The sequence below is a fragment of the Halalkalibacter alkaliphilus genome (genome assembly GCF_023555415.1).
GTDB lineage: Bacteria > Bacillota > Bacilli > Bacillales > Bacillaceae_D > Halalkalibacter > Halalkalibacter alkaliphilus.
This window is the reverse complement of sequence record NZ_JAKRYL010000007.1, coordinates 181053-195029: the sequence shown is the minus strand read 5'-3', so window position 1 is coordinate 195029 and position 13977 is coordinate 181053. Positions and strand designations below refer to the sequence as shown.

Below are 13977 nucleotides of genomic sequence, written 5' to 3'. Positions count from 1 at the left end.
AGAAGCCGCCGTAAAGGTTTTAAGCTTTCTGAGTGAACTTCTCAGAAAGCGCACGGCGAGCGGAACCATTGCAAAAGATATACGCGCGATCTAAAGAGAAAAGTCCTCATCGGAGAGATGAGGACCTTTTTTCATCATGAGGAAGAGAGGAGAGTCCATCATAGGAGGGATGAAGACCTTTTTTCATCATGAGGAAGAGAGGAGAGTCCATCATAGAAGGGGTGAAGACCTTTTTTATCATGAGGAAGAGAGGAAAGTCCATCATAGAAGGGGTGAGGACCTTTTTTATCATCAGAAAGAGAGGAAAGTCCTTCACTAGGAAAGGGATGGTTGTTCCCTTCTTTATCATTAGTGTTGTTAACCCCATGCATTATTTTTGTTTATATTATCGGAAAACAAGTCCAGCCCCATATCGTACAAAAAACCAAATAAATTATTCGAAGTATTCCCACTCTAGAAAATTTGACAAGAACTTGATGCTCCATCCCTCTTTTTCTTTTGATTTCTTTGTTCTAATCCCATATCTAATCTCATAGTAGTGATGTAGAAGCTCCTTTACATTACAGCAATGGACTAATTTTGAGATGTACAAGCTATCTACACGAGGAGAAGGGATGGGCTTATGAAAAGAAATCACTTTCGTAGTTTTACAATTAATCGGACGAGCCTAAAGCGTTTAATTACAATGACCATTATAGGCATTATGGCTTTGTTTATTTTTACAGGAATGCTAACGTCGTTTGAACCTGGATATGGACTAGCTTCCAACCAAGTACATGAATGGGCAAATAATATAAGTGGTGAGGATTTTGTTCATGTGTTAGGAATGGAAAATAAATTATTTACTCAGGCCTTGCCAGAAGGTAGTGAGCCGCCCAGTTTATCGAATATCGCTTTTCAAGTAGCTACAAGCATTAATCCAGATGACCCTAGAAGTTTACTGGGGAGGGAATTACCTGGGTTTGCCTTATTTGATGGACAGATCATTGTTGCAGGGGAAGGGATGGACTATACAACCTTACCAGTTGAATCAGCTCCACCAATGGATGTCATGATGGCTGAGAGGGAAGCAACGCAAGAAAGTCTAGCTCAATTAGAAGAGATGGAAAAAGAAGCCCAACAATCACAAGGTGCTACAAATGGAGAGAAAATTGTTCATATTATTCACTCTCATAACACAGAATCGTTCTTACCGGAATTAGAAACAAATGTTCCGAACGAGGCTTTTCATAGGCAGATTAATATAACATTAGTCGGTGAAAAGCTAGCCCAAGAACTTGAAAAGCGGGGGATTGGGGTTGAGGTTGAAGATAGAGATATTCAACAAAATTTACAAGAAAGAAGCTGGCAATATTCGCAGTCATATGATCAATCGCGTGAGTTTGTAAAAGAAGCGATGGCGAATAATGAGGATTTAAAGTTCTTCTTTGATTTACACCGAGACACGATTCCTAGAGAGAACACAACAGTAACAATAAATGGTGTTGAATATGCGAGGACGGTTTTCGTTATTGGAGGACGTCATGGAAACTATGATCAGAATTTACAGTTAGCTAAAGAATTACATGAATTAATAGAGAAGAAATATCCTGGCTTAAGCCGTGGGGTTCTTTTGAACGACAGACCGGGTCAAAATGGTATTTATAATCAAGACTTATCGGGGAATTCAATTCTGATTGAAATGGGTGGGATCTATAACACTCTTACAGAAGCAAACCGTACAGCAGAAGCAATAGCTGATGTATTTGCAGAATATTATTTTGAACATGAAGGAACAAGTGCTGAGTAGTGGGGGAGGCTGAACATGAAGAAGTTTATTGTGAAAATATTAGTGATTGGCTTACTCCTGTTTTTAGGTGCACTGTTTGGTGTTCAATTAATGAATGAAGAGCTTGGGATCTCACACCCCGTTCCTCTTCAAGTAGAAAAAGAAGAAGCGAGCGCTACAATAAATGTAAAGGAGCAAACAATAACTAAAAACGAATTAGTGGAAAAAAGGCAGTCGGTTGAAGAGGTAGGAAGGTTTAACTTTTTCTCCGACCTTGGAAACCATATAGCTGCAGGATTGAATTATGTCAGTCGAGCAGTTTTGTCACAAATTATGTCTTTTGTTGATAATGTTCTAAACGGATAAGGCAGTACTATAGAGGTAATGGGAGATGGCGCATGCGCCATCTCCTTTTTACGTTGAATGAATCACCGATTGTTGGAGCCCAAGATGTCCCAATAATTACTTGGAGAATAAAGAGAACAAAATGATTAATCAGATCTGTGACCGGTTGTTGGAACTCCAGATCCATCCCCTGCCATAGGTGCTTCGCAATCACTATAATATGCACCATCCTCATAACCTGTAGCTGGTGTTGCAGCTGTACTGTAACCTAATTCTGCTGCCGGAGATGAAGCAGCCTCCGTACCTGCTCCAGTTATTGCTCCCCCATAAAATAACATGTTAGCCAACCACCTTTTCAAGAAGATACTGTCAATATATGCAAATAAGTAATATGTGAGAGAGCTATTTAGGGGAAATGTTTAAGAATTGAGCCCAATTATTGGGTGATTTTCATCTAGAAGTTTCACGATTTGACATGAAGTTTTGTTGCCTGACACTTAAACGATTGGTATAATCAAAAATAGTGTACTTGTACGAGAATGTAGGAGTGATCATGTCATGAACAAAGAACAAAGGCTAGCACGTCAGGCGAAGATACGAAATTTTTCTATCATTGCCCATATAGACCACGGGAAGTCGACGCTTGCTGACCGTATTTTAGAAAAAACGGGAGCACTTACTGAACGTGAAATGAAAGAACAAACGCTCGATGCGATGGATTTGGAGAGAGAGCGCGGGATTACAATTAAACTTAACGCTGTTCAGCTTACTTACAAAGCTAAAGACGGTGAAGAATATATTTTTCATTTAATTGATACACCAGGACACGTAGATTTCACGTATGAAGTGTCACGGAGTTTAGCTGCGTGTGAAGGAGCTTTACTTATTGTAGATGCGGCTCAAGGAATTGAAGCGCAGACGCTTGCAAATGTGTATTTAGCGCTAGATAATGACTTGGAGATTTTGCCGGTTATTAATAAAATTGATTTGCCTAGTGCTGAGCCGGATCGAGTGAAGCAGGAGGTTGAAGATGTTATCGGGTTGGATACATCTGAAGCGGTATTAGCTTCTGCAAAGAACGGAATTGGGATTGAAGAAATATTAGAACAAGTAGTGGAGAAAGTTCCAGCGCCACAAGGTGACCCTGAAGCACCGTTAAAAGCACTAATCTTTGACTCACTTTATGATTCTTACCGCGGGGTAGTTGCCTATATTCGTATTGTTGAAGGTACAGTTAAGCCTGGCCAAAAAATTAGAATGATGGCAACCGGAAAAGAGTTTGAAGTAAATGAGATTGGCGTATTCACACCTAAAGCGGAAAAACGTGATGAGCTGACAGTTGGAGATGTAGGATTCTTATCGGCAGCGATTAAAAATGTAGGCGATACTCGTGTGGGTGATACGATTACAAGCGCTGCAAATCCTGCACCGGAGCCTTTGCCTGGTTACCGTCGTATGAACCCGATGGTGTATTGTGGATTGTATCCAATCGACACAAATGAATACAATGATTTACGAGAAGCATTAGAGCGTCTTGAGCTAAATGATGCATCGTTGCAATATGAGCCTGAAACATCACAAGCATTAGGCTTTGGTTTCCGCTGTGGTTTCTTAGGGTTGCTTCATATGGAAATTATTCAAGAGCGAATTGAGCGCGAATTTGGAATTACATTAATTACGACAGCTCCAAGTGTTATTTACCGAGTGAAAACAACAAATGGGGAAGAAGTAAGAATTGATAACCCATCAAACATGCCAGATGCTCAGAAGATCGATGATGTCGAAGAGCCTTATGTAAAAGCACAAATTATGGTACCAAACGATTTCGTAGGATCTGTCATGGAACTTTGCCAAGGTAAGCGCGGAATTTTTATTGATATGCAATATCTTGATGCGAATCGTGTACAAATTGTTTATGAAATTCCGTTGTCAGAAATTGTTTATGATTTCTTTGATCAATTGAAGTCAAATACAAAAGGGTATGCATCTTTTGATTATGAATTAATCGGGTATAAATCATCTAGACTTGTGAAAATGGACATTCTTTTAAATGGTGAAACAGTGGATGCCTTATCGGTAATCGTTCACCGTGATTTTGCATATGAACGTGGAAAAATCATTGTAGAAAAATTAAAGGAATTAATCCCACGTCAACAATTTGAAGTGCCAGTTCAAGCGAGTATTGGTCAAAAGATTATTGCTCGTTCAACGATTAAAGCCATTCGTAAAAACGTACTTGCAAAATGTTACGGAGGAGATATCTCACGTAAACGTAAGCTACTTGAAAAGCAAAAAGAAGGTAAGAAGCGGATGAAATCAGTTGGGAACGTAGAGGTACCACAAGAAGCGTTTATGGCTGTTCTTCGAATGGATGATTAACAAACAACATGAACCGCAGGATTTTTTCCTGCGGTTTTGTCTATTAGAGGAGGAAGCGATTTGGTTACAGCTGCATATGTCCATATCCCGTTTTGTGAGCATATATGTCATTATTGCGATTTCAATAAAGTTTTTTTGAAAAATCAGCCGGTAGATGAATATATAAAAGCTTTGTTAAAAGAAATGAAACGAGCAATGAAAGATACACCTGCATCAAGCTTGAAGACAGTATATATAGGTGGTGGCACGCCGACAGCACTCACGGCAGTGCAGTTGAATACTCTTTTAAAAGGAATGAAAGAAGTCCTTCCTTTAAATAACATTGAAGAATATACGATTGAAGTTAATCCCGATAGTATACAAGAGGAAAAGCTTGCAGTAATAAAAGAAAATGGGGTTAACCGACTTAGCATTGGTGTCCAAACCTTTAATGAATCATTACTAAAAGAAATTGGCCGAACCCATACGAAATCAAGTGTGGAAGATGCAATTAGAAGAAGTCGACAAGCAGGCTTTACTAATATCTCCTTAGATTTGATGTTTGGTTTACCAGGTCAACACCCAGTTCAGTTTATTGAAACGATTAATGAAGCAATAAATTTAAATATAGAACATATTTCAGCTTACTCTTTAAAAGTTGAGGAAAAGACCGTTTTTTACAATCGACAACGTCAAGGGAAGCTAACATTGCCTCCAGAAGAAGACGAAGTCATAATGTATGAGCAATTGTTAAAACGTACAAAGGAAGCTGAGCTCTTCCAATATGAAATTAGTAATTTCGCAAAAAAAGGATATGAAAGCAAGCATAACCTAGTGTACTGGAACAATGAAGAATACTACGGATTTGGTGCAGGTGCTCACGGTTACGTGAATGGAATCAGATATCAAAATCATGGACCTATTCCAAAATATTTAAAGGCAATAGAACAAGGTGCCTTACCGACATTACATTCGCACAAAGTTAGTCCTGTCGAGCGAATTGAAGAAGCAATGTTTATGGGGCTTCGAAAACGTGAAGGAGTCAATATAGACCACTTTGAACAACGGTATGGACGATCGCTCCTTGATAGTTTCGCCCCTCAGATCGAACTCCTAAAGGAACGAGGGTTAGTGGTGATTCATGATGGAGCAATTCAATTGACAGAGGAAGGGCTACTCCTAGGTAACGAAGTGTTTGAACAGTTTATTGCTGTACTAGAATCTTGAAAAGAGTTACTTATGAAATAATACTTGTTCTTCATAGATAATTGAAGTTTATTTATTGACAAAAGCCTACCTATTTGGTACTTTATCATTAGATTTAGCACTCGAATGCAGTGAGTGCTAACAGAGGTGATGAGGGGATGTTAACAGATAGGCAATTGTTAATTCTGCATGCTATTGTTGATGATTATATCCGTTCTGCGGAGCCAGTTGGCTCACGAAGCATCTCCAAAAGAGATGATATTACGTTTAGTCCTGCGACGATTCGTAATGATATGGCTGATTTAGAGGAATTAGGTTTTTTAGAGAAACCTCATAGTTCAGCTGGACGAATCCCGTCCCAAAAGGGCTATCGTTATTATGTCGATAACCTTCTGATGCCTCATCATTTAACGGCTGATGAAGAGCTTGATATTCGTTCTATTTTTAACGAACGAATTCAAGAAGTTGAAGCGGTCATTCAACATTCTGCTCGGGTCCTTTCAAATATGACTAGTTATATTTCCCTTGTGCTTGGGCCTGAAATGTTTGAAACTACGCTTAGGAATATTCAAATCATTCCACTTAGTAAGGGATCTGCAATCCTGATTCTCGTTACAGATACCGGTCATGTTGAAAATCAAACGATTGCTGTACCAGAGTCAATTGAAGCTTCTGATCTTGAACGGACAGTCAATATATTGAATGAGCGATTGATGGGAGTACCCCTTTATAGGCTTAGAGATAAGCTGCATACAGAAGTGGGGAATGTGCTTCGTAATCACATTAAGGATTATGAACATGTTTTGAAAATGCTAGCTCCTTCTTTAGACGTTGAGAAACCAGAGAAAGTCTTCTACAGTGGCAAAACCAATATTTTGTCGCAACCTGAATTTAGAGATATTGATAAAGTTCGTATGCTTCTTAATATGCTAGAGGAAGATAAGACGATGCATCAAATTCTTCGGTCACCACACAGTGGTATTCAGGTGAAGATCGGTCAAGAAAACAAGTTGGAAGCTTTTGATAACTGTAGTTTGATTACAGCTTCTTATTCAATTGGTGGAAAGCATATGGGGACAATTGGCATACTTGGACCAACACGAATGGAGTATCGACGAGTAATAGGTGTGGTAGATACATTATCAAAAGACTTAACAAAGCTATTAACAAACTTGTATCAACAAGGGTAAAAATGGTAATATTGACAATTAGTTGTGAAGATCTTCTTCGATAACTTTTTGTCATACTACATAGATTATAGTTAATTTTATTAGGAGGTGAACGAGTTGACAGAAAAAGAAACGCAAACGATGGAAGAAGAAGTTGTATCCGAGGAGAACGTGACGCCTGTTGATGAAGCAGAAGGTGCGGATCAAGAAGTAGAGGTAACTGAAGAGGATGCCCGTCTTGCAGAAATAGCAGAACTTAACAACCGTCTCCTAAGAGTTCAAGCTGATTATGATAATTTTCGTCGCCGCTCTCGTGAGGAAAAAGAAGCGGCTGCAAAATATAGATCTCAAAATGTTATTGAAGCTTTATTACCAGTAATTGATAACTTTGAGCGTGCCCTTCTAGTGAAACCTGAAGCAGAAGAAGCGAAATCTCTTCTGCAAGGAATGGAAATGGTTTATCGTCAATTTCAAGATACACTAAAAAGTGAAGGTGTAGAAGTGATTGAAACGGTTGGCCAGCCATTTGACCCACATTTGCATCAAGCGGTTATGCAAGTAGAGGAAGAAGGGTTTGAATCAAATCAAATCGTGGAAGAGTTGCAAAAAGGGTATAAATTAAAGGATCGTGTGTTAAGACCATCTATGGTCAAAGTAAACGCTTAGTCCTTTACATATAGAATAGAAAAAGACAATTGTTGAATTGGAGGAATATAAATCATGAGTAAAATCATTGGTATTGATTTAGGTACTACAAACTCTTGTGTAGCTGTTATGGAAGGCGGCGAAGCAACAGTTATTCCAAATCCAGAAGGAAACCGTACGACACCTTCTGTTGTTGCATTTAAAGATGGTGAGCGTCTTGTTGGGGAAGTAGCTAAGCGTCAAGCAATTACAAACCCTAATACGGTAATGTCTATTAAGCGTCATATGGGTACTGATTACAAGGAGACGGTTGAGGGCAAGGACTACACACCTCAAGAAATCTCTGCAATCATCCTTCAGAAATTAAAATCTGATGCAGAAGCATATCTTGGCGAAACGGTAACGAAGGCTGTAATTACAGTACCTGCTTACTTCAATGATTCACAACGCCAAGCAACAAAGGATGCTGGTAAAATTGCAGGTCTTGAAGTTGAGCGTATTGTGAATGAGCCGACAGCTGCAGCACTTGCATACGGGTTAGAAAAGGAAGAAGACCAAACAATCCTTGTTTATGACCTTGGTGGTGGTACGTTTGACGTATCGATTCTAGAACTTGGCGATGGCTTCTTTGAAGTTAAAGCAACTTCTGGTGATAACAAACTTGGTGGAGATGACTTTGACCAAGTCATTATTGACCACCTTGTAGAACAATTCAAAAAAGACAATGGCATTGATTTATCTCAAGATAAAATGGCGATGCAACGTCTAAAAGATGCAGCTGAAAAAGCGAAGAAAGATCTTTCTGGTGTTACACAAACTCAAATCTCTCTTCCGTTCATCACTGCTGATGCCACTGGTCCTAAGCATTTAGAGTTAAGCTTGAGCCGTGCAAAATTCGAGGAGCTTTCTGCTGATCTAGTAGAACGTACACTTGGACCAACTCGTCGTGCTCTTTCTGATGCAGGTCTTTCTGCTAGTGAAATTGACAAAGTTGTACTAGTTGGTGGATCGACACGTATTCCTGCCGTTCAAGCAGAAATCAAGAAATTAACTGGAAAAGACCCACACAAAGGTGTAAATCCAGATGAAGTTGTTGCACTTGGTGCAGCTGTTCAAGCAGGTGTCTTAACAGGTGATGTTAAAGATGTTGTTCTTCTTGACGTAACACCACTTTCACTAGGGATTGAGACAATGGGTGGCGTATTTACAAAGCTAATTGAGCGTAATACAACGATTCCAACGTCTAAATCACAAACATTCTCTACAGCGGCAGATAATCAGCCTTCAGTAGATATTCATGTACTTCAAGGTGAGCGTGAAATGGCAGCTTACAACAAAACGCTTGGTCGTTTCCAATTAACTGATATTCCGCCAGCACCACGTGGTGTTCCGCAAATTGAAGTAACGTTTGATATTGATGCGAACGGTATCGTAAATGTAAAAGCAAAAGATCTTGGTACGAATAAAGAGCAATCTATTACGATTACTTCTTCTTCTGGATTATCTGATGATGAAATTGAAAAAATGGTGAAAGATGCGGAAGCGAACGCTGAAGAAGATAAGAAGCGCCGCGAAGAAGTTGAGCTTCGTAATGAAGCAGATCAACTAGTATTCACTACTGAAAAAACTCTTAAAGACCTTGGCGATAATGTAGAGCAAGAGGAAAAAGATAAAGCTGAAGCTGCAAAAGATAAGTTAAAAGCAGCCATTGAGTCTGATAACATCGACGAAATTCGTACAGCAAAAGATGAGCTTCAAGAAATCGTTATGGCTCTATCTACAAAGATGTATGAGCAAGCAGCTCAAGCGGCACAAGCGGCACAAGGTGCTGAAGGTGCAGACGCGGGTGCAAACCAAGCGGATGATAATGTTGTAGATGCTGACTACGAAGAAGTAAAAGAAGAAGAGAAAAAATAATCGTTCGAAAAGTTTAAAAGGTCAAAAGGGATGTAAGCCCTAAGACGGATTAATGTAGAAAAGTCAAAGTCAGATTACATGACTTTGACTTTTTCTACGAATGTATACCAAAAAGAGGATAATAGTTCTTCTTTCGTGCATCTTGCGAACAAGGCTATGATGATGATAAGATGAACGTTATGGAAAAGAGTCGGGAGTGGATGACATGAGTAAACGAGATTACTATGAAGTCCTTGGTGTCGATCAAAATGCTTCAGTTGATGAAGTGAAAAAAGCGTACCGTAAATTGGCGCGTAAATATCACCCTGATGTCAATAAAGAAGCTGACGCTACGGAGAAATTTAAAGAAGTAAAAGATGCATATGATACATTAAGTGACCCACAAAAGAAAGCTCATTATGATCAATTTGGTCATACAGATCCGAATCAAGGATTCGGCGGCGGTGCCGGAGACTTTGGTGGAGGCTTTGGTGATATCTTTGATATGTTCTTTGGAGGCGGCGGGCGTCGTAACCCAAATGCACCACGTCAAGGGGCAGACTTGCAATATACAATGACACTTGATTTTAAAGAAGCTGTATTTGGAAAAGATACGGAAATTGAAATTCCAAAAGAGGAAACGTGTCAAACTTGTACAGGTTCAGGGGCAAAACCTGGTACAAAGCCAGAAACCTGTTCACATTGTGGAGGTTCTGGTCAATTAAATGTAGAGCAAAATACACCATTTGGTCGCGTCGTTAATCGCAGAGTTTGTCACCATTGTGAAGGTACAGGGAAATTTATTAAAAATAAATGTACAACTTGTGGTGGAAAAGGGAAAGTACGTAAACGTAAAAAGATTAGCGTGAAAGTACCAGCTGGTATTGATCATGGGCAGCAACTTCGTGTGTCTGGCCAAGGGGAAGCTGGAGTTAACGGAGGACCTCCTGGGGACTTATATGTTGTCTTTAACGTAAAACCACATGAATTCTTTGATCGTGATGGTGATGATATTTATTGCGAAATGCCACTAACTTTTGCTCAAGTTGCGCTTGGTGATGAAATTGAAGTGCCAACATTGAACGGAAAAGTGAAGCTGAAAATTCCTGCAGGGACGCAAACAGGGACGAACTTCCGTTTACGTGGCAAAGGTGTACCGAATGTTCATGGTCGTGGCCAAGGGGATCAACATGTGAAAGTTCGTGTTGTTACACCTAAGAATTTAACTGAAAAAGAAAAAGATATGATTCGTGAATTTGCAAAAATGTCTGGTGGTCAGCCAGATGAACAGAATGATGGATTTTTTGCAAAAGTTAGAAGAGCGTTTAAAGGTGATTAATTAAAAACTGGAGTTGGTAGAAATGATGAAATGGTCGGAATTTAGTATTCATACAACAGAGGAAGCGGTTGAGCCAGTCTGTAATATTTTGCATGAGGCTGGCGCAAGCGGAGTTGTCATTGAAGACTCAATTGATCTTGCAAAAGAGTGGGGCGATCGTTTCGGTGAAATCTACCAACTCTCTCCTGATGATTATCCAGAAGAGGGTGTTATTGTAAAAGCATACTTTCCGGTTAATAGTTTTTTAGCAGAAACGATTGATGAAATCAAAGAGTCAATAAATGGATTACTTGCTTATGATATTGATCTTGGTTCGAACAAGGTTCAAATAGCCGAAGTACATGAGGAAGAGTGGGCAACAGCTTGGAAAAAATATTATAAACCTGTAAAAGTTTCCAGTTCTATCACGATTACTCCAACTTGGGAAGAGTATGAGGCATCAGAGGATGAAACGATTATCGAACTTGATCCGGGGATGGCTTTTGGAACAGGAACTCATCCAACGACTGTTCTATGTATACAAGCTCTTGATAAGGTGATTCAAGGTGGAGAAATGGTTGTAGATGTTGGAACAGGGTCAGGTGTATTAAGCATCGCTGCGGCAAAGCTAGGGGCACAACGTACCTTAGCGCTTGATCTTGATTATGTAGCTGTTGAAAGTGCAGAACAAAATGTCGCGCTAAATCAAGTGGATAACACTGTAACGGTGAAACAGAATAATTTACTCGAAGGAATCGAGGGGCCATTTGATATCGTCGTAGCAAATATATTAGCAGAGGTTATTGTTCGATTTGTTCAAGATGCGGCAGCGGTTCTTAAGCCAAATGGAATTTATATTACATCAGGAATTATTAAGCGTAAGAAACAAGAAGTTAAAGATGCCCTCACAAGCGGTGGGTTTGTTATAGAAGAAGTCGTTGAAATGGACGATTGGGTAGCTATCATTGCGAAAAAAGCAGGGTAAATAGGATTCTCAATCAAATTGAGGTTTTCTCTTTTCGATTACCTTTAAAGTGAGGAAGATGAAGATGCAACGATATTTTGTTAAGAAAGAGCAGATGACGGACAAAGTCGTTCATATCCTAGGTGAGGATGTTAAGCACATCTCAAAAGTAATGCGGATGGATGTTGGCGATGAGGTTATTTGTAGTAATAATCATTCTAGGACAGTGAAATGTCGTTTATCAAATCTTTCGGATAAGGAAATCATTGCCGACATAATAGAGACGCTTGACCCGAAAACAGAACTTCCAGTAAAAGTAACGATTGCACAAGGTCTTCCTAAAGGAGATAAGCTCGATTTAATTATACAAAAAGGAACAGAGCTTGGTGCTTTTGCTTTTCTTCCCTTTTCCGCTGCTCGTTCAATCGTAAAGTGGGATCAAAAGAAAGCTGGCAAGAAAATTGAAAGGTTAGAAAAGATTGCAAAGGAAGCCGCGGAACAGTCGTATAGAGAACGCATTCCTGAGGTACTAAATGTTCATTCTTTTACTGACTTAAAACAAAAAATCTCTTCGTATGATGTAGTCATCTTAGCATATGAAGAATCGGCAAAGCGAGGAGAACAAGTTCAGTTGGCTCAGCAGCTAGCATCAGTTACGCTTGGGCAGAAAGTTTTAGTGATTATCGGACCTGAGGGTGGAATCACTGAAGAAGAGCTTGGTCAATTAACGGAACAAGGTGCTATTGCCTGTGGATTTGGACCACGGATATTACGTACGGAAACGGCATCGCTATATGTGCTTGCTGCGATTTCGTACCATTTCGAATTAATGAGGTGATATTAATGCCTACTGTTGCCTTTCATACATTAGGTTGTAAAGTAAATCATTACGAAACAGAAGCAATTTGGCAGCTGTTTCATAATGAAGGTTATGAAAAAGTTGATTTTGAAGCAACTTCAGATGTTTATGTCATAAATACATGTACAGTAACAAATACAGGCGATAAAAAAAGCCGACAAGTGATTCGTCGTGCAATCCGTAAAAATCCTGATGCCGTTATCTGTGTAACAGGGTGCTACGCTCAAACATCTCCTGCTGAAATTATGGCGATTCCTGGCGTCGATATTGTTGTCGGGACACAAGATCGTGTGAAGATGCTTGAATATATTGAGCAGTTCAAACGTGAACGAGAGCCAATTAACGGGGTAGGAAATATCATGAAGTCGCGTGTTTACGAAGAGCTTGATGTGCCAGCTTTTACTGATCGTACTCGTGCTTCTTTAAAAATCCAAGAAGGCTGTAACAATTTTTGCACATTTTGTATAATTCCATGGGCTCGCGGTTTGATGCGATCACGTGATCCACATGAAGTGATTAAACAAGCTGAACAGTTGGTTCATGCTGGTTATAAAGAGATTGTCTTAACGGGAATTCATACTGGTGGATATGGGGAAGACTTGAAAGATTACAGTCTTGCACGTTTACTTGAAGACTTAGAAAAAGTAGAAGGATTAAAGCGGATCCGTATTTCATCGATTGAAGCTAGTCAATTAACAGATGAAGTTATTAATGTGATTGACCGTTCAAATAAAGTTGTACGACACCTGCATATTCCATTGCAATCAGGGTCAAATACTGTGTTAAAACGTATGCGCCGTAAGTATACGATGGAATTCTTTGGTGAGCGTTTAGATCGTTTGAAAGAAGTTTTACCAGGACTTGCTGTAACTTCGGATGTCATTGTTGGATTTCCTGGAGAAACAGAAGAGGAGTTCCAAGAAACGTTTGATTTTATTGCTAAGCATAGGTTTAGTGAGCTACATGTGTTTCCATATTCAAAGCGTACTGGGACACCTGCTGCTCGCATGGAAGATCAAGTTGATGAAGAGATTAAAAATGAACGTGTTCACCGCTTAATTGAATTATCTAATCAGCTAGCAAAAGAATACGCATCGCATTTTGAAGGGGAAGTGCTTGAAGTAATTCCCGAAGAGCGTGATAAGGAAGATAAAAATAGCGGTTTATTCATCGGATATACCGACAACTATTTAAAAGTAAAAGTTCCTGCAACTGAAGATATGATTGGGAAGCTTGTAAAAGTAAAAATTACAAAAGCGGGTTATCCTTATAACGAAGGCGAATTCGTACGCGTGTTAGAGGAAGATGAGAGAGTACAAGTTGTGAATGGATAATAAAGACCTCGGGGTAACTGAAGGCACTGAAAAAGGGAACATTACTTTTTCAGTGCTCTAGGGTAACCCGAGGCTTTTTGTTGTTTGGACAACTATAGCGAGAAGACGTATTTAA

At 39.5% G+C, this 13977-nt stretch carries 12 protein-coding genes; 11 read left to right on the top strand and 1 reads right to left on the bottom strand.

What is annotated here, in order from left to right; genetic code table 11:
- Positions 1 to 622 precede the first annotated feature (622 nt).
- Together MF646_RS09125 and MF646_RS09120 are read left to right on the top strand one after the other, a co-directional pair.
- The gene (locus MF646_RS09125) at positions 623 to 1789 is read left to right on the top strand and encodes a stage II sporulation protein P (protein WP_250096178.1); all 1167 of its coding nucleotides are present in this window, start codon (positions 623 to 625) and stop codon (positions 1787 to 1789) included.
- A 15-nt stretch (positions 1790 to 1804) separates the two neighbouring features.
- Positions 1805 to 2134 (top strand): DUF3679 domain-containing protein, encoded by a 330-nt coding sequence (locus tag MF646_RS09120; protein ID WP_250096177.1) that lies wholly within the window; start codon positions 1805 to 1807, stop codon positions 2132 to 2134.
- A gap of 125 nt (positions 2135 to 2259) precedes the next feature.
- Here MF646_RS09120 and MF646_RS09115 read toward each other — a convergent pair whose 3' ends face one another.
- Positions 2260 to 2451, bottom strand: a complete 192-nt coding sequence (locus MF646_RS09115; RefSeq protein ID WP_250096176.1) for a hypothetical protein — start codon at positions 2449 to 2451, stop codon at positions 2260 to 2262.
- Positions 2452 to 2671: 220 nt separating this feature from the next.
- Here MF646_RS09115 and lepA point away from each other — a divergent pair, with 220 nt between their 5' ends.
- The 9 genes from lepA (at position 2672) to mtaB (ending at position 13862) form a co-directional block, all read left to right on the top strand.
- On the top strand, positions 2672 to 4492 hold the full coding sequence (lepA, locus tag MF646_RS09110) for a translation elongation factor 4 (RefSeq protein WP_250096175.1): 1821 nt from the start codon (positions 2672 to 2674) through the stop codon (positions 4490 to 4492).
- Between the two features lie 60 nt (positions 4493 to 4552).
- Complete coding sequence (gene hemW, locus MF646_RS09105; protein ID WP_250096174.1) at positions 4553 to 5698, top strand: radical SAM family heme chaperone HemW; 1146 nt, start codon at positions 4553 to 4555, stop codon at positions 5696 to 5698.
- A gap of 137 nt (positions 5699 to 5835) precedes the next feature.
- A complete protein-coding gene (hrcA, locus tag MF646_RS09100) occupies positions 5836 to 6867 on the top strand; it encodes a heat-inducible transcriptional repressor HrcA (protein WP_250096173.1) in 1032 nt (343 codons plus the stop codon).
- 96 nt (positions 6868 to 6963) lie between these two features.
- Positions 6964 to 7512 (top strand): nucleotide exchange factor GrpE, encoded by a 549-nt coding sequence (grpE, locus tag MF646_RS09095; RefSeq protein WP_275980255.1) that lies wholly within the window; start codon positions 6964 to 6966, stop codon positions 7510 to 7512.
- Between the two features lie 54 nt (positions 7513 to 7566).
- On the top strand, positions 7567 to 9408 hold the full coding sequence (gene dnaK, locus MF646_RS09090; protein ID WP_250096172.1) for a molecular chaperone DnaK: 1842 nt from the start codon (positions 7567 to 7569) through the stop codon (positions 9406 to 9408).
- Positions 9409 to 9613: 205 nt separating this feature from the next.
- Positions 9614 to 10726, top strand: a complete 1113-nt coding sequence (gene dnaJ, locus MF646_RS09085; protein WP_250096171.1) for a molecular chaperone DnaJ — start codon at positions 9614 to 9616, stop codon at positions 10724 to 10726.
- Positions 10727 to 10751: 25 nt separating this feature from the next.
- A complete protein-coding gene (gene prmA, locus MF646_RS09080; RefSeq protein ID WP_250096187.1) occupies positions 10752 to 11690 on the top strand; it encodes a 50S ribosomal protein L11 methyltransferase in 939 nt (312 codons plus the stop codon).
- 64 nt (positions 11691 to 11754) lie between these two features.
- The gene (locus MF646_RS09075; protein WP_250096170.1) at positions 11755 to 12507 is read left to right on the top strand and encodes a 16S rRNA (uracil(1498)-N(3))-methyltransferase; all 753 of its coding nucleotides are present in this window, start codon (positions 11755 to 11757) and stop codon (positions 12505 to 12507) included.
- Positions 12508 to 12512: 5 nt separating this feature from the next.
- The gene (mtaB, locus tag MF646_RS09070; RefSeq protein WP_250096169.1) at positions 12513 to 13862 is read left to right on the top strand and encodes a tRNA (N(6)-L-threonylcarbamoyladenosine(37)-C(2))-methylthiotransferase MtaB; all 1350 of its coding nucleotides are present in this window, start codon (positions 12513 to 12515) and stop codon (positions 13860 to 13862) included.
- Positions 13863 to 13977 lie beyond the last annotated feature (115 nt).

Coding starts and splice junctions, on each gene's coding strand:
- mtaB (WP_250096169.1), top strand. CDS start 12,513: ATGCCTACTGTTGCCTTTCATACATTAGGTTGTAAAGTAAATCATTAC.
- dnaK (WP_250096172.1), top strand. CDS start 7,567: ATGAGTAAAATCATTGGTATTGATTTAGGTACTACAAACTCTTGTGTA.
- MF646_RS09120 (WP_250096177.1), top strand. CDS start 1,805: ATGAAGAAGTTTATTGTGAAAATATTAGTGATTGGCTTACTCCTGTTT.
- lepA (WP_250096175.1), top strand. CDS start 2,672: ATGAACAAAGAACAAAGGCTAGCACGTCAGGCGAAGATACGAAATTTT.
- prmA (WP_250096187.1), top strand. CDS start 10,752: ATGAAATGGTCGGAATTTAGTATTCATACAACAGAGGAAGCGGTTGAG.
- MF646_RS09125 (WP_250096178.1), top strand. CDS start 623: ATGAAAAGAAATCACTTTCGTAGTTTTACAATTAATCGGACGAGCCTA.
- hrcA (WP_250096173.1), top strand. CDS start 5,836: ATGTTAACAGATAGGCAATTGTTAATTCTGCATGCTATTGTTGATGAT.
- dnaJ (WP_250096171.1), top strand. CDS start 9,614: ATGAGTAAACGAGATTACTATGAAGTCCTTGGTGTCGATCAAAATGCT.
- MF646_RS09075 (WP_250096170.1), top strand. CDS start 11,755: ATGCAACGATATTTTGTTAAGAAAGAGCAGATGACGGACAAAGTCGTT.
- MF646_RS09115 (WP_250096176.1), bottom strand. CDS start 2,451: ATGTTATTTTATGGGGGAGCAATAACTGGAGCAGGTACGGAGGCTGCT.